The following is an 18294-nucleotide window of genomic DNA, read 5'->3' on the forward strand; positions in this document are numbered from 1 at the left end:
GTGCTGAATGTACGCAATAAGCTTTGGGTGAAGGCCATTGCGTGGTTGATAGTCCTCACCTTCCTGCCTGAGCAGGTGGCGTGGGCTGTTGACTATAATCTGCGCGGCGCGCTGCATGGGGCAGTAGCTCCTCTTGTGAGCGCGGCAACCGTTGCAACGGACGGGTCTGTCCTCCAGAAGACCCAGAAGGATGAAGCCTTTGACCGGGCCATAGCGGATGCCATCGTTTCTTCGTTGCAGCCGTTGATCGGCAAGCCCGCCACGGACATCCGGCTCTCCCGTCAGGTCTCTGTTCATAGGAATTATCCTCTTAATCTTACGCAGAATAAGATTGATGAATTACATGCCTGGATGATGGATTCAGGCCGGAATCTCGTGACCTGCGGCGCCTACGCCCTCTCAGGCTTCCTCGAAGCCATGGGGCAGAAAATATCGCCTTATCAGATGGCCCAGAGCGCCCTCCTTATAGATATTCTTTCTGATTCTTTAGATATCTATACCTATAACCAGGCCAAGAAGCTTGAGAATTCCCTGTACGCCCTTTCTCAGACGGCCCTGCTTTATGGGTATGAACTTAAACCCTTCTACTGGAAAGACTTTTACTCCAATACTAAAAATATTGCAAAAGCCTTAAATAAGTTAATACCCTATATTGCGTTCGTGGATGACGACCACATGGTCCTTGTTAAAGGACTTTCTAAAGGTTCTGTGGTAATCGAAGATAATGGCAAGAAAAATATTTGGACCCTTGCCGAATTTGAGCGCCGTTTCTCCAAATACGGCCTGGCGCTCTCCAGCCGCATCCCGCAGGGTTATGATATCGAGATCCTTGAAGAGGCTGTGGCCAAGGCAGTCCAGGGCGCCTCGAGAAAACACTATGACGAGATCACGACCATTGACGATCTTTGGAAGACGAGCGAAAGCGATGTGTGGCTGAGCGCCTTGACGTTGGCTGGAACGTTCGTTCTTGGAGGTTTGGGCGGATTCTCCGGCTTGGGCCAGGCGGCGCAGACGGGACAGATGGCATGGAGCACGAGCGCGGCGACCCAGGCCATGTTGACAGGCCTTGCGGCTTCCCAGATCAGCAGCGCGGCGACCAACATCGCAGCAACACAGTTTGGCTTCAGTTCTGCCGCAGCGCAGATCTTTGGCGCCATGGCCGGCGGCGCGGCCGGCGGAGGTTTTTCGCAGTCATTCGGCGGGGCTGCGGGCGGCTATTGGAAACCGTCAGACATGGGCGGCAACGCCTTCAGCAATTACCTGAGCCAGCACGCGACCCTCGGCGCCATGACGACAGGCGCGATCCAGGGCGCATTCACAGGAACGGCCCAGGTGTTTGCCGAAAAATCCATCGGGAGCGACAGCATTGCGGCAAAACTCCTCTACGGTCTCGGTTCATCGGTCGTCGGGTATGTGGGCGCCGAATATACGCTGAACCAGTTGGGATACAATTCCGTCTACCAGTTGAGCGAGGAAGATTTTAAGGCGCACACCAACGGCAACGGGACCTTCGACCAGAAGACGGGGAGCTATCGCGTGTACGCCAGCGATTATAAGGAAGGTTCCAGCAAGTGGTGGAATTTCCTGGGCAACACGGCCCTGGCTGTCAAAGACATCGGGTTCCAGCGCTACACGCTCTCCAATCTCATCGGCACCGCATTGGAACAGATCATTGGAGAGGATGATTTCGGATATTCCAGGATCCTCGGCCAGACCGCAGGCTCCCTCGTTGCGGGCAAGATATACGGCGGATCGCAGTCATATGTGCTGGATGCCATTTTGAGCGGCGCTTCTTCCGCTCTCTTGGCGACGATGGGCGGCAAGTTCGACAAGGAGACAGGCAAGAACTCTTGGGGCATGACGGCGACGCAGATGGCCCTCTTTAATTTCGGAATGACGTCCATGATCAAGGCGGGCTACGACGCTTTTAGCGCCAAAGGCGAAGGCCAGAGCTTCAGTAACGTGTTTACGCAGAGCCTGCTCGGGAGCACCAAGGACCTTGCCGACAACCTCTTCTTCTTCGGCAAGACCTCGCCATTCTACAGCCCCGAAACCATGAGCTCTTTCCGGAGCTGGCAGTACACGGAGAAGCTCCTCGATTTCGCGGGCGTCTCTAAATTCTATGCCAATGCCAACCAGATCATGAAAGACAACGATATGTCGTGGGAGGAAGTCGTTGACAATGGGTATGTCGATAAGATCACGCGTCCGTTCGGCAATGCGTTTGTCGGCTACGTGAGTTCCACCCTCCACTATACGGCCGCGGACAACCTGGCCTACGTCATGAACAGGGGCATCAATGCGATTTACGACAAGCTGACGGAGGTCAAGATCAAGACGCTGCCGGCGGGTAAGGATCCCGTGCAGGTCATCTTGAAGCTGCAGACGGACACGGCGGCCCTGGATGCGGCCTTGCAGGCGGCCCGTGACGGAGAATCAACGTCTATGGAAAACCTCCTCAGTCTGACGGCGGGCCAGACAGCCGTCATGGAGATCACCCGGGGCGGCAAGACGCAGGTCCTGCAATACGATCCCGCCAACCCGCTCGCCGCGATCGACGCGTCTCTAATCATCGGGGCCGACAGGGCGGACATCAAGATCGTATTGCCCGGCATGAGCGTGGACCAGCAGGCCGTGATCGACAACAGGGCTGTCTTTGATCAAGAAAAACTGGCCAGTGGCATTACGGATCCTGGCATGAAGGCCTTGTATCAGTCATTCATCGGTTCCTGGAGAACAGGCGAAGGCAATACCCAGATAGAGATGACATCCGCCGATAAACAAGGAGTTTTTGCCAAATTTCTCGGATTGGGGACATCTAAGGGCATTGGATATGTGTCGCCTCAGAACGGCGCAAATTCGCTTGTTGGGTTCGATGCATCGGGCGACGTGACGGCTGCGCGCTCTTGGAGCTATAGGGAAGGGAAGGGATTCTTTGCTTGGCTCCTCGGGCGCACAGGCTCAAGCGGCTATCAGACCACGCAGAACTACGGCGGGGTCAATGGTGTCGTCACCCCCGACAGATATTACGATGTCCGCGAGTTCAACGTTGTCAACGGCAACCGCCGCAACGAAGTCATCTATAAAGGATTTACAGGGACATATACGAGCACCGTCAACGTCGGTGCCAAGCCGGAAGCGATCACGCGCTCCGCATACATCATGGGCGCGTTCGTTCCCAATCGCCTTCTGACAGGCAACAAGGAGGACATAGGATACAGCGTTACCGGCCTGGTTACAGGTGCTTCGCGTTACGCCGACCCCAAGAATGTGATCCAGAATCCGGCGGTCCTTATGCCGACGCTCGGTTCGGCGGCGTCAACGACAGAACCCGGCGAAACCAAGGGTTTTGAAAAAGCCACGTTCGGCTCGACCTACGCCGAGATCAAAAACATTACGGAGGCAGGGACTTCTTACAGTGTCCTGCAGGGTAATGATAAGGCCAAGGCGGAGACGATCACCATTAATCCTGACCTCATGCAATTGCAACTCAACCGGGCAAGCGACCAGGTGGTGATTGCGCAAGGCACGCCTCGCCTGCCTTATGGATCGGTATTGAGGATCTCCGCGTGGACAGACCCGGGTGTCATCAACGGCGAGAAAGAAAAGATGTACAAGAACGTCTCGCTTGTCTTCGGCAATCCGTTTAAGCAGCAGGTGAACGGCAAGGCCCTTTTGGATAACGTTATTAATTTCTACAGCCTGCCCGGAGCCGGCAACGGCTGGAGATGGGACCGTACGTTCAAGCATATCCTCGAGAAGGCCGGCGTGGATCAGCCTGTTGCGCCGAAACCTGTTGAGACCATTGAAAAGAAATTGGAAACACTGCGCATTGAATCGCCGGCCGTTGCCGAAACAAAGATCAAGGAAGTCTTCGGCGCCGACGCCAAGGTTGTCTTGATCACGCCGCAGGACAGCGGGATCGATCCGGACCTCGCCAAAGGGCACTTAGCCTACAACATCAACGGGGAAATATATAATCTTATCGATAATCAGTTGGTTCCTGTTACCAAATCTCCGTCGGATACGACGGCAAATATGCCTGTCAAGCCTGAGCTGGTGACATTGCCGAGCGGCGAACCGCTCCCCGTATCCCAGACCCCGGAGACTGTGACGGCGGGCACCGACGTTGCGAAGACCGCAGAAAATCCGGGCCGCGTCGCCGGCGGGCAGGCCACCGTGTGGGCGAAGCTGAGCGAAGAATTGACCGGTATCAACAGCTGGGTCGTGCGCGGCGGCGAAGCGGATGCGACGCGCAGCTTCCTGGCGAGCAGCGCGGCAGGCCAGGTTTACACGGCGCCTGTCGACAAAATATGGGCCGACGATAAAGGGCGCTGGGGCGTTGTGGCGCACGTCATGGACAGGAAACAGGGCATCATCCATGGCGCCGAACTGTTGGATAAGACATACCTGCCTCAAAGCTTCCCGTCGGGCCAGGGGAAGAGCGAGCCGCAAAAGGACGCCATCAGGTTTGCGGACGATGCCTACAAATTGATGGTGGCCTCGAACAGCGAATTCCGGCAGGAAGGCCTGGTTAAGTTCACAACGGGAACAGAGCTGCCGTTGTTCATCGGCCGCGATAACGAAGGCAAGCTCATTGTCAATTCCCTGGCGGGGGTGTCGGGCACGACGCTGATAGCAGGGCCTGATACGACCATCGGAACAGCGTTGATCAGGAGCGGCAATGCGGATGCGAGATTTGTTTCAAGGATCGTCACGGACCGCGCCACCGGCGAGACATCGCAGAATTTCAACGGCACCACCAACGGCCTGGAGGTCGTGCGCAGTCTCATCGGCAAGGGGTCGAGGGTGACGCAGCCGGATGTCGTGCGCGGGATCAATGGCGATACCGTGACGCGGGTGATGAGCATTTCGAAGTTGGACAGCGTGTTGACGGCGCAGGCCCAGGGTGACGCCTTCAAGTCTTGGGCCAGCCATTTCGATATCGCCGCGATCCAGAAATTGACAGCGACCCACAAGGCCGGCGGGACGGAGCTCACAGAGACGAAGTCCGTGCCTATGGCAGGCCGCCTGGCGGTCATGAATGTGACGGTCAACGGCAAGTCGTCCCAGCAGCTGGTCGTGCCGTTCTCCGAGACGTGGTGGATCCATCCGTCCAATGTCGCCGGAGACGGCTCAAAGAGCAGCACAACCCTTGCCGTGGAAAAGGGTGCCGTCGATCTTATTTCTTCCGTCTTGTTCGACGGAGGGCTTGTCATCAAATCGACGCAGGGAAAGACGCCTGTTCCGCTGACGATCAACATCGCGCAGCAAGGATACGGCCAGTATGCCATCGGCGGTTTCGACACCTCCTTGTTGAGCGCCGAGAACGCGACGCACACGATCGGCGCGACGTTTACGTACGGCAAGAACGCAGAGAATGAGAAGGTCCTCGATGATTCGCAGATGGTGCCTTTCGGCAGAGGGTTCAGGGTCGGCTCTGCCTCCGCCGGCCAGTCCGTCACGGTGACATTCAAGAACAATATGCCGTGGGGTATGGACGTCAACGGGCCGGGAGCCGTTGTCCGTGATATGGGCCGGCTGAATATTTCTTTGGGTACGCTTTATAATGCCAAGGCCGGTGAAGTGGAGACGGCCAAGACGATAGAAAGGGCCCAGGCCCACCTGACCGACGTTAAGGTCTTGTATCTATTGAAGGAAGCAGGGGCGCAGACGGCCGGCCAGGGGTGGCTGCCTGATTATACAAGGAGCCAGGCCAGAGGCACCATTGAGTCATGGTACGGGACAGAAAAACGGGAGGATGCCACGAACGTTCTTACGTCCCGCGTCCTGGGATTGGACGGCATCGTTCAGGTCAATAAATATGCGAACAACAAGAATGAGAGGAATGTGATACCTGCCTTGATCGCCGAAGGGCAGGGCGATAAAGGCGGCATCTATTGGAGCCGCAGCGGGGGCGCTCCGTCGGAACCGACCGCCGCGATCAAAGCCGGCAAACAACCTTACAACTCGTTCCTCGTTCTCGACCCCGGCGATACGAAAGTTGTCACTTCGATGGCCGATCCCTCAAAAGGCATCATCGTCTCCCGCGGGCTCTTCCGTCTCGAACTGAACCAGAACGAACAAGGTGATTTTATAGGATTTGGCCACCAGGCGCTGACAGCGGATAATGCGCAGCACACTTTGAAGCTGAGCAACGGCACGACATATACCTATGTTCCAGGGGTCCGCAACGAAGAGAACCCTGAGGCGTCAAAGCCGGCGCAGCTGCTCACCAGCGGCATGATCCCCTTGTCCGATAAGATAAAAGTCGGCGCCAGGGCGGATCAGGAAGACGCCGTTATTATTTTTGATCATAATGAGTCGCAATATGGTTTCAGGGCCAAAACGCCGGCAGCCATTGTTTATGACATGGGCGAGTCCATGCGTCTTTATATGACGCCCTTGTGGAACGAGAAAACCAAGACTTACGGTCCCGGCAAAGGGCCTGTCTATGGCGTGATGGACTTGAAGGATGTCGCCTTGTTGATCAAGACGGACGGCCTTAATAAAGAGGGGCATAATGATTGGCTGGTGGATTATAAGCACAGCCAGGCGAGCGGAACCGTCAAGACGTGGGTGCACCAGATGAGCGAGCCCTCTGATCCGGGGAAGATCGCGCATGCGACCGTGTTAGGGTTCGGCGAAATGACACAGGTCCAAGGCAAAGAGTCCGTGAATATTCCGGCCATCAGCGCTGTGGGCGCGACATTTGCTTTAAGGAATTTCGGGGATGGTTCCGGCGACGCCGGTTCATACAGCCGGGTTGCCAAGGGTGCTGTTGATGTGGAAACGAGGGTTATCCAGGCCGGCAGTATGGGCATGATTTCCGAGGGAAAACTTCTGTTTGAGCTCCAGATGGACAAGCAAGGGGCCATTATCGGCTTCAACAACCAGGCCCTTTTTGCCGACAATGCTCGCCACACGATTGGAGGGGGCTACAAGTTCACGGCGGGCAACGGCGTCGATGTGCCGGATACCCTGGATGACAGCAACATGGTTGCGTTCGGAAAAGATTTCAGGGTCGGGGCCAAGTCGGACAAGACTCCGGCTGTGGTCGTTTTTGATCACGCCGCAATGTGGGGAGTGAAGACGGAAACGCCGGCGGCTGTCTCCTATCATATGAATAATACGACCATTTCTCTGGATCCTTCTTCGAGCATCGCAGGCGTCCGCGGCACCGCCCATCTGCGCGACATCAAGGTTTTGTATACTTCCAACGGCCCAGGCGCAAAAGATACCTTTGCCCAGATCCGCACCCCTGATTTCAGCAGCAGCCAGGTGAGGGGTGAAGTCGTCACATCTACCAACGGAAAGAAAGCCCAATTCAATATCATGGGGTTCGGCGAGTTGACCTCAGGGAACGGCGGCGAGGTCCCCGCCCTGAAAGGTTACGGCGACATCATCTGGGCAAGGAATTTCTCGGGCGGCGGCAAGGGCGGCAATAATTATCTGAGCATCACGCGTGGCACCGTCGACGTCTCAAGCGAGAGCCTTTCTGCCGGCAGTCGCGTCATTAAATCGCATGGGCACATCCTCACGGAACTTCAGACCAACGACAAGGGCATCTTTTCCTCTTTCGGCACGCAGGCCATGACAGCCGACGGCGCCATTCATCGGACCCCGACCGATACAAGGCGCGCGCCCATGCTCTTGAAGGATATGTTTGTTTACGGCACAGACTTAAAATTCGACCACACTAAACCGCTTGGGGTTTCGGCACTGCAAGGGCACAATATTCGCGCCGTCACAAGCGCGTCTACAAGCCTGGGGGATGGAAGGAAGCTCACTCCCTTGACCGCTTATCAGGTGACGTTCAACGACGAAAGCGGCCAGATGTCCATTGCTGCCGGAGCGAGATTCAAGGATCAGAGCGGCAATGTTTTTAAAACCACAGAGCAGGGCGTTGAGCTCGTCTCCGGTCCAATGAAAGATGCTAATGATGCCCTGAGAGAACGTAATCGTCAGCAGGCGGCGGCACAGACTGCGGCGGTGAGCCAGAAAAGAGAAGGCCTGGAAAGAAAACTCAAGGAAGCAGGGGATGATCTGCGGCGAGCCAATGACCGGTATAAGAGGGAAATGGGCAAGACCGACTGGTTCTGGCTCCGTGTGAACAATTCCAAGGAAGAGGGCCTGCTGAAATCCGCACAAGACAGATATAAGTCCGCGATGCGGGAATATGCCACATTCTTGAGGGATAATGACTGGAACGCCTTGGATCGTCTTGCCAATCCCGGGCCTTCCTACGACGAACGCTATGATGGCAAAGGCGCAGATCATTACAGGACGCGTTTCGGCCTGGAGACTGAAGTCGCCAACGATGTGATCAAAACCACGAAGGGCCGGCTTGGGGTTATGGAAGCCGTGCGCCGCGTGCAGGAGGAATACAATAGGGCCGTCGCAGACTTGAATTATTTCGCCGAATCGAAAAACAAACTGACGGCTTCCGGAGGGACGCGGCTTATTAATACTACCGGTCAGCTCTGGGATACGCCTTTGCATTTTAAGGAAGAAATGGACGAAGGTATTTCCATGTGGAGGGATGCTTTTGAGTCAAACGCGAAGGGCCGCATGCAGAATATTGCTCATCTGGAGGCCTTGTTGAAGCAGGAAGGCAAGACTCTTTCTCAGACGCAAGTGCAGCAGATACAGACATTAATAGGTGAAGCCAAGGGGCTCTATGACAGGGTCGGTTCCGGCAACGACAAACAGGTGGAGGCGATCCTTGAGACCAACGGCGTCAGGGTCTGGCTGAACAAGCACACGAAGTTCGGCTATGACTATAATCCTGATTGGGGCCCTCAAGGGATCGTCAAGGGCGCAGGCGCTGTGGTGGGATATGCCTTTAATGATGTCGTTTGGCCGGTGATCTTCGGAACGTATTCGGCGGCCAAGGGCGGTGTCATCGATCTGGCTGGGACGGTTGCGGGCAATAAGGGCTGGAAACAGGCTGCCGATGATAGCTATGCCGGTTCCATCATGATCTGGGCCAATAGCTTTGTTGGAGACTCGATGCAACTTGTTTCAGGCGATCAAGCCGCGGTCACGTGGGTCGAGAAAGCCATAGAGTTGAGCAAGCCGGGAACGCTGAGGGTCAACAAGACGGGCGCGGACTGGAGAGATTGGGAATTTGTCGGGATCCAAGACGGTGTCGAAGTTTCCTTCAGGGGGAGCGAGGTTACTGCGTTTGCCGGGATAAAGATGGCCAAGGAAGTGGGCAAGGCGCAATGGGAAAGAGGCGACAAGCTCAGCGGCGGTTTTAATGTCGCCGGCGCATATGCGGCTCAGACGTTAAAAGCCATTGATGAGTTGTTGATGTCGGGCAAGGTTGCCGGCGTGAATGTCGGCCGTACGGCGGTTGTAGGCGTCAGCTTGACCGTTCCTACCGTCGATGTTATCAAATATAAATTGACGGGTGAATATCTTTCCGATAGTGAGGGGACAACCCTTGCTATTTCGTTCCTCTTGCCGGCTGCCGGCGCCAAACTGGCTGCTAGCGGACAAGCGGCCCTGTCGACCGTCACTGCTGTTGAGGGTAGTGTTTGGACAGCGCGAGCACTGACCGTGGCCAATGCGGCCCTCAAGATTCCCCAGGCCGCGAATGTCGTCAATCTGGCCAATTTCGGCCTGGCGAGCGGTCACTTGACGACGACGATGACGACAGGCAGTCCTATGGACTTGACCCAGAGCATGGGGAATGTCTTGACGACCTACGGCCTTGTCGGAGCTTTCCAGACCATCGGAACCGCCGTCAGAGGCACTTACGCCGTTCAGAATGCCTCCCGCGCCACGACATATCTTATTGCAGGCAAGGCAGCGGCCGGGGCAGGATTGAGCGTCGGCACAGGGATCTATCGCAGCGAGATCAGCTCTATTCCGCAGGCCGGCTGGTATGCATTTACAGGAGCCGTGGGCGGCGCAGCCAGCTACCGCGTTAACAATCCTATCGCTTTTGCCGCGACCTCGGGCCTCATTGCCAGCGCGATCCGCCAGCCTTTCAAATCAAATGTCGATTCCGTGGGCAGCGCTTTGTTGAACATCGGCAAAGACACCTTTGTGAGCGCGGGCATAGGGTTGTTGGCCAACAAGGCGCCTCAAATAGGTTCGTGGCTTAATGAGCAGTCGTTTGTGACAAGGCACGCTGTCATCCTTGGCAGCGGCGCGCTTTCCTTCGGTATCGCCAGAGATTACATCAATAGCCCGTCTTTGAATCCTCTGACTACTTTCAATACGCCCGGCCAGCTTCTTGTCAGCGGCGTCAAGGGCGCTTTCATAGGAGAATTGGTGGCTTATGGTGCCAAGCAATATACGTTAGGCGCGACAGGGCAGGTGGCATCCATACAAGCCAATACGGCTAAGTTTGCAGATCTGAATGCCTTGACGACAGAGATGTATAGCAGCGCGAAATCGTGGTGGCTCGTCAGCGGCGTCATGTCCGGGACCAAGCCTTTTGTGGACACCGCCCTGGCTACCGTCGAGCATGGCACCGATTGGGCGGTAGATAAGGTGTTGGGCAGTAATTTCAGCCAGGGTCAGGCTGTGTTCGGTTTCTATACGCCTGTCAGAAACGATAAGGGAGAGGTGACCGGCATCCAGCGTTCATGGCTGCGCGATATGGGCCAGGCGCCGCAAAGGATCGCTGATCCGTTGACAGGCGAAACCAAGACCGTCTATGAATCTTTCAGCTTCGGGAAATATTATGGAAGTCTTGATAACGGCGGGTTCTTGTATAGCCTGGCCAACTCTCCTCGTGAAGGTATGATGATCGGGCCCATTGTCAAGATCATGAGCAGGACGCCTGTGACGCCTGAAGAGACGTTGCTGGGCCGCGCCCCTGTGATCGGTTCTTCAGTCGCCAAGCTGGAAACAGGCTTTTTGAGAATGCAGGAAGGCTGGGCCAAAGAACTCGCCGGGACTTCTCTGAAAGATTTGATTGCCGCGGGAGATCTCTCCGGCGCCTTCACTGTTGCCAAGGCAGGGGCTTTGAGCTTTGGCGCCAAGGCTGTTTCCTTGGGCAAGGTCGGTTTCACCGTCGAGACGATCAACAGGACGATGCAGGGCGTCAATAGGCTCGGCGCCTACGTCGATGCGATGACGGGCGATCTGGATGCGACAACGCTCGCGCAGGTCGGCACGGATTCCTACGCCACAAGTCACTATCAAGGTTTCTCTGCCGCTGATATGCAGATCCTGCCATGGGCGGCTCTCTTTACGATGAGAAGCGCGGCCCTTCCGGAGCACATCGCCAAGATGTATTACGATCAGGGTCAATTCGGCCTTGCGACGCAAAAATTTGCGGAATTGGCCGGCCGCAACCCGGCGGACGCCGAAGCGCAGTATAATCTCGGTTTGTCTCAACGCGCGGCAGGACAGAAAGATCTTGCCAGGGCATCATTTGAAAGGGCAGAGTCCTTGGCGAGGGAGGCGGGCAATATGGAGCTTGGCCGCTTGGCCTTCTCGCAACGCTTGGTGGGGATGGACCATGTTCAGGCAGAAGCGCTTTTAGGCGACACCATCAGGCAGACGAGCGCGGCCAGGAAAGAAGCGCTTGGCTCCGGAGACCTGCAGACTGCCAACTCCCTGAAAGCCGAACTGTCCTTCTTGGGCGAGACAAGGCTTGTTGTGCGCGGCCAGATGGAAGCAGCCAGGAACAATACGGAGCGCGCGGCGACCTTGTTCAGAGCAGCCTTGCGCTTGAATCCGGCTAATGTCGATGCGCAGCTCGGTTTGCGCAGCGTCGATCCGATCCAGCTTCTTGGTTTGCCTGATTCTGCTGATGCCGCCCAGGTCCAGACGGCTGTATCCCTGCGTCGCGACGGCCTGGAGAGGCAGATTGCCAACAGAATGACAGAAATCGAGAGATTAAGGAACAGGGTTGAAGAATTAAAGGCCCAGGGGAATACGACGGGCGCAGCGCAGTGGGAAGCCCAGATCAAGAGGCTCGAGGCAAGAAATGAATCCGCGCAGAGACATCTTTCGACATTGCCGCAGTTGGAACGCAGGGCCATGGAGCAGGTTACCCAGATCGCCAAGGGCGAATCCTCGACGACAAGCCCAACATCGGTTTCTGTGCCGATGCCAAAAGAAAGAACCAGGATTGAACGCGCCGTGGCCGAACAAAAGGACAGGGGTGTTGCCGCCGGCAAGCTTTCCGGTTTGGACGTTGTCCTTTTGGAAGGCACAAGAGAGGGCTACATCGTCGGCAAGCACAGGGCGTATGTGGACGTCGATTCCTCGACGATTTATGTGGCGAGCGAGTTCTGGAACCAGGCGCAGGGCGCTGCCAGGACCAGTGAGTTAGGCAGGGAATTAACGACGTTGAGGGTCGCCGCGCGTGACTATAGCCGCTTGATCCTGTCCGCCCAGGAAACCTCGGCAGTTCTCGAAGGTCGCCAGAGCGTGCGCCAGGCCGTTGAGGACCGTCTCTTGGACGCAGTTTCAACCCAGGGTAAGATCAAGGGTTTGTCTCCTATCCAAGTTTCTTTAAGGCTCAATGAAATGAGGCAGGGGGTCATGGCGTCTTACAGGCAGGCTGAGATCGTTTACAAGTTCGATAAAGCTTTAAGAAACGCCAAGACGCCTGCCGATCTGAGGGTCGCTATCCAGGAAGCTGGCGGCGGCGGAAAGACATTTGTCGACGTGACGCTCCTGCCTTCGCTGGTGGCCAAGAACAAGGCGTTCGGCGGCGTCACAGCCATGACGACATACGGCGATTCCCTTTCTCTGGAGTTGGCCAATCTGGCAAAAGCGGTTTATGGGGACCGCCTGGGTGAGATCCGCTATACCAACCGTTCTACGTCTCATTCCTTGAATGATTTTGGAAGCAAGATCGAAGTGCTTTCATTCGAATCGTTCACGAACCTCGTTCATGCCCAGAAGTACGCAGACAAGACGGGCGATGCCGCTGCTCCGCGGTTGGATATGCCGAGGATCAAGAATTCCATCTTCCTGATCGATGAAGCGCACACCATCGGCATGCTGCCCGGCATCAGGGAGGGCCAGGGTACAGAGGCCATCATTACGGGCAAGGCGCAGTATGAAAAGATGCGTAAAGAGATGACGAACTTGGAGCGCCAGACGAACATAAAGGGCCGTCAGGCGTGGCAAGAAGTCCAGAATTCCTCTGTTAATATCACGCCGGGCAACTATTATGAGACTCTCCGTTCGAGCTTCGGAGATGCGCCTTTAACCGGCGAGCAGACCCAGGCGCTAGACAAAGCAAAGCTCGCGGATGCTTATTTCCGCGTCAGGGAATATGAGATGTATCAGAAGGCGCAGCAGCGCGGAGAGATGTTGCAGACGAGCTTGTCGTCCAGAGGGGCCTTGAGTCAGATGACTCCGAAGATCGCAGAGGCGGTCAGCCAGGCCAAGCAAAGCGAGCCGTTGAGATATCAAAGCGCCAGCGATGCAGCGATCGCTCGCAGCATTCTTTTGGAGCGGCAGGGCGCGGCCCTGGGCAGGGAATTTGCCGATATCCTCGGCTCTAGCTTCTATCGGCAGAAATATGCGGATATGCTGACGGCGCGTGATGCAAAGAGTGCGGATATGGCGGCATCGGAACTCGGAAAAGTGGTCCTGGAAGGTGCGACCAGGGCCGCGCAATATTCCGGCAACGAATATTCCGTCACCAAATACAACATCGAGGTCTTGGCCGGCAGCGGCAAGGCAGATGGCAGGTTGCATTTGCCGATGGGCGAGATGCAGGCCTTGCAGATCAAATGGGACAAGCCGTTGACAAGGCCGCTGGGCGACACCATGGATGTGACGCAGTCCTTTGAGGCGTTAAAGGAGATCGGCGGCGGCCTGATGTTGTCTGCCACGTTGGCCAGCGGAACGATCGCCGAGAGGAAGCTTTCCGAGATCGGATACAAGACCCTTGAAAAAGGCGTCAAGCCCGTCTTGTCCGCGAATAAGCAGGAAGAGTTGGCCAAGAATGCGCCGGCGATGTATCGTCAGATGTATGATGAGATGCAGGGCGTCGGGTTTGACAAGGCCGGCCAGTTTGCGTTGTTCAGCGGGCATCGCCAGGTCAAGGAATTCAATCAATACCTGGAGAATGTTCATGGGGTGCAGAGAGTGCGCGGCCTGGCCGGCGAGGGACGCACCGTGACCGGACAGAACCTTGTGTTCGGCCCGACCATGCCGGATGCCGTGGAGGCCGCGCAGATCAGAGGTGTTGCTGACGTCAGCAGTCCCGTGCGCGTGATCACCGGTACGGTTGCCCAGGTCGGTACAGGCATAGATGTGGCGTGGGCCAACGGCGCTATCAATAAGAAGGCCCTCCACTTGGCTTATCCGGAAGACATTACGGAATCCGAAATGATCCAGGCCTTTAACCGCATCATGGGTAATAGAGGCATCGGCATGAATCCCGAAGTGTGGATCTATACCAATACCGAGAAACTGGATGCGACGCCCGGCTTCTCCGCCTATAAACCTAAAGAAGGATGGTCTGTCGACGCTTGGGATTCTCATCTGAATACCGTCCAGGCGACGAATGAGTTCTATAAGACACAGCTTTCCACAGTTTCTTATGAAAGACAGGCGCCTGCCTCCGAATATAAAGGCGAGGCCAATATCACACGCGGTTCTCCGAAGACGGTTGAGGAATTTGCAACACGGTTGGTTGATCGCGGCGTCATCAGCGCCGAACAAAAGACAGATTTCACGACATCGTTTACGACGCAAAACTCCTGCCTTGTCGGCCAGAATGGCACGCTTAGCGACGCAGGAAGAAGCATCGCCGGCCTTTCGCTCGTCGTTCTGGAAGGCACGCCTGTTCAGCAGCAGAGTTTCAATGTCGCCGTCAGCACCCTGAATCCTTCCAGCGGCATCAATGTGAATGTCTCGGCCGCTCCCGCTTCGCAGGCGCCGGTCCTGACGCCTATCCAGACGATTTCCGCTATCCAGCAGTTGTCTTCACAGGGTATCATCCGCCTGAATGACAACGGCTCGACCCTTAGCAGCTTTATCCAATACGGCTCCCTGGCCGGCATCGCTCCTGAAAAGTTCGCCGGCAAGGTGGGCACTGCAGACCTGACCAGGGCCATCGGCTATGCCCAAATCGACAGCGTCCCGTATTATTTCACGCAAGTCCTGGTCAATGCCCTCCCGGCGGATGATGCGTTCCGCAGCGCTGTTGCGCCGATGGTCGCAAGCCAGAGAGAGGCGTATGAAGGCCTTAATACAGCGACGAACGATTTCCTCCGTTCCATGCAGAAGGGCGCATCGGCCGCAGAACAGAAACTGCTGGGTGTTAAAGCACAGGAGGCGGGCCGGACGTTTGAACAGGCTCAGCCGACCATGGCGAGCCTCGGTTCTGCCGCCCAGGCCATCCCCGGCGCGAGCGCCGAAAGCCTGATCCCCTGGTTTACGCCTCATCTCCAGAATACGACGACGATGGCCAACGTTATCGGCGGCGGTGTGTATAACCTCAAGAGATTTAATGTTCCGATGGACAAGATGACGCCGCAGCAGATCGTCGGTATCTCTACGTCCTATGCGGCATCCGATATCCTCAGGGCCCTGCCTAAGAAAGCCGCATCGGATACAGCGAAGCTCGCGCAAGCCGTCTCCAGGCTTGTCCGCGTCCAGCAGTCATTGCAGTTGTTGAACCAGAGGGGCATCTCTCAAGTCGGCAACATCAGCCAGGAAACGATCAAGGCCCTTGCCAATGATGACCGCGCCTTCAGCCAGTTGATGGAAATTGCCGGCAGGAAGATGACTTTGACCATGTCCATGCCTTCCAGAAGGGAAAAGCTCGTCGGCAGCATCCTTAAAGATATTAGCAGGGACGTGGCGCAGTTGAGGCTGCAGGGCATCGAGATGGATGGGACGAAAAATATCACACCGGCGATGATCTTGTTGACCGCCAGGTCCGTCGTCAAAGAAAAGAGTATTTCGGATGTCCAAGAGGCCAATGAGTTGACGAGGAACCTCGCCAATGATGCAGCCTTGATGGTGACCGGCCTTGGCAGCGCCCAGCCTGTCGCGCAGGAGTTTGAGGCGTTCAAAACATCGGCAGACGAGGCGATAGCCAAGGTGCAGACGCAGGCAACGGAACTGAACCAGACCTTGGAGCTCCTGTCTCAGAAACAGGCGGCGATCCAGCGGACGCCTGAAGTTTTGGCAGGATTGTCCAGCCAGGACAGGGACTGGAACTTGGCGGAGATGCTCCTTGTTTCCAACCTGCGTTCCCGCGTTTTGGCCGGCGAGATCGATCTTGCGGCGGTCAGCCAGAAACTTGCCGATTGGCAGAGAGAAGTTTCTCTGATCGCGCAAAAAGGATTTGAACAGAGGACGCGGCTGACCGCTGCCGGGCTTGATGAGACTGCATACTTCCAGACACAGGAATCGGTGTTGGCCGGCGAATTGGCGATCCAGGGTCAGATCCAAACAGGCATTGACCGGGCATTGAGGGGCGCTATCGCCTCGGCTCAGCGCAAACAGGGACTCAGCCAGCTTTATCAACAGATTGGTTTTGCCACAAGACGTTATGTTCCAGACGGTTTCGTCTCTAAGTTCAGACAGAGCTATTATGCCCCCATCAGGCAGTACGCGACCGAGAGACAAACAGCCACGCATCAATTTGAAACAGCTTTCTCGCAGGCCCCGGCCAATCAGGCATTGCCCGGCCTGGGATCTCTTGTCATCGGCACGGCCTATGATTTCTCCGGCGTGGCTTTGCCGCAGGTCGATATGTCCGCCTTGAAGAGCCCGCTGTGGCAGGAAGCGCCTATTCATGCGGCGTTTAATTCCAGCCTTAATATGATGGTCTATGAGCTTGTTGGCGGCGTCCAACAGATGATCAATAGCGTCAGAGACAGGATCGTGCCCGCCGGCGTCTCAGTGCCGCAGGAACGCCAGTGGCTGAGCGCCAGGTCTCAGACAGCCCTGGGCACGATGGCGACGATCCTGAATGGCGAGCCTTACTGGACGGTCTCCGATAAATTGCAGAGATTACAGGCGCTTTCCAGTGTACCGCAGGTCCTGCCGCAGGCGTTGTTTGACAGGCGCGCACAAGCTGTCAGCGAGATTAATGTCATGTTGCAGCAGGCGAGTCAGACCTTGCCGGCCGTCATCCTTGCCGGCGTCAATAGCGAGCTGGGCGGCAATATTGTTACGCAAGACCAGGTTGCGGCCGCAGCGCAACAGGCCCTTGGCTCTCTCCAGGTTTCCGTCAGAGTCGCCGAGGGATTGCGCAGTGTCGGCATGGCCGAATCCCTCAGGACGAACGGCGGATATTCCCTGGCGATCAACCTGGCCATGGTCCAGCCGTCGGCAGCGACATTCAGGCCTTACATGCAGGGCGTCATTATCCCGCACGAGTTCACGCATATGATCAAGGATATCCTGGCGCGCAACATTCTTTCGCAGGCGGATCAGCTGGGCTTGACAGAGGCCCAGAGAGAGACGGTGAGCAACTGGCAGATCGGCCGCCTCGCCAATGAAAGAGGCGTGGATACGGATGTCATGCAGAACTTGGCGCAGATGGTTTCCACGGGCGACACGACGGCGCAGGCCCTGTCGGCCGATCAGGACATCCAGAAGACAGTGGCCAATATCCCCGGTTTGAAATCCACAAACGACCTGGCGTCCTACGCAACACCGGAGCAGCGTTCAGCCCTCTTCTCCAAGATTTCTGCGACGCAGGGTATCATGACCTATCAGGAGCCGCAGTATCCGCAATTCACGCTGCCTGTTGTCGGCGGAGATGGCGCCACAGGCGATGTGGCCGGCCAGACTTTGACGGAACAGCCTATGGAAGGGCCGATCGGCAGCAATCCTGCCGTGGCGGTCACAGCGTATAGTTCGCCTGTCGTGACCTTGAGACAGGGCGTTGAGGAGATGGCGCAGTTGAGAGGATTGCTCGCAGGGCTCGACGCCGGACTCATGGAAAGCCGCATCAGGGAATCCGAGCTTTTGATCGCTTCCAGCATGCCGCATGCTCTCGCAGGCGGCGGATGGGGTGGTCCCAAGGTTTTGGAAGGCGGCAATCCGCCTAAGATCGCCATGGTTGGCGGCGGCCCGAAGGATTTGACTGATGCCGGCAATCCGCCGAAGATGGATGAAGCGACTTCACCCGATGGTTCTCCGAAGCCTGCGCCTGCGCGACAATTCGCTGACTTTGGTGAAATGCCCATTGCTAGGAGTAATGGATTTGGTTTAGAAAGAGAACGGACCGGCGCACCAGAGAATGATAGTACTAGTAGCAGGTTTGCTGATTTTAATAGACCCTCGACTCCTAAGGGCGAAAGAGAAGGAGGGGTGGGGAGAGAGGGTTATCCTCAAGAG

The 18294-nt window shown here is 56.4% G+C and carries 1 protein-coding gene (cut by a window edge); it reads left to right on the plus strand.

Going from position 1 to position 18294, the window contains the following annotated elements:
- A protein-coding gene (locus BU251_RS00160; protein WP_128698900.1) for a peptide arginase family protein crosses the window boundary here: on the plus strand, window positions 1–18294 show its beginning. It continues 100767 nt past the right edge of the window; 18294 of the gene's 119061 nt are visible here — the first part of the coding sequence; the start codon lies at window positions 1–3; its stop codon lies off the right edge, out of view.

It is taken from the genome of Candidatus Velamenicoccus archaeovorus (genome assembly GCF_004102945.1).
Taxonomy (GTDB): domain Bacteria; phylum Omnitrophota; class Gorgyraeia; order Velamenicoccales; family Velamenicoccaceae; genus Velamenicoccus; species Velamenicoccus archaeovorus.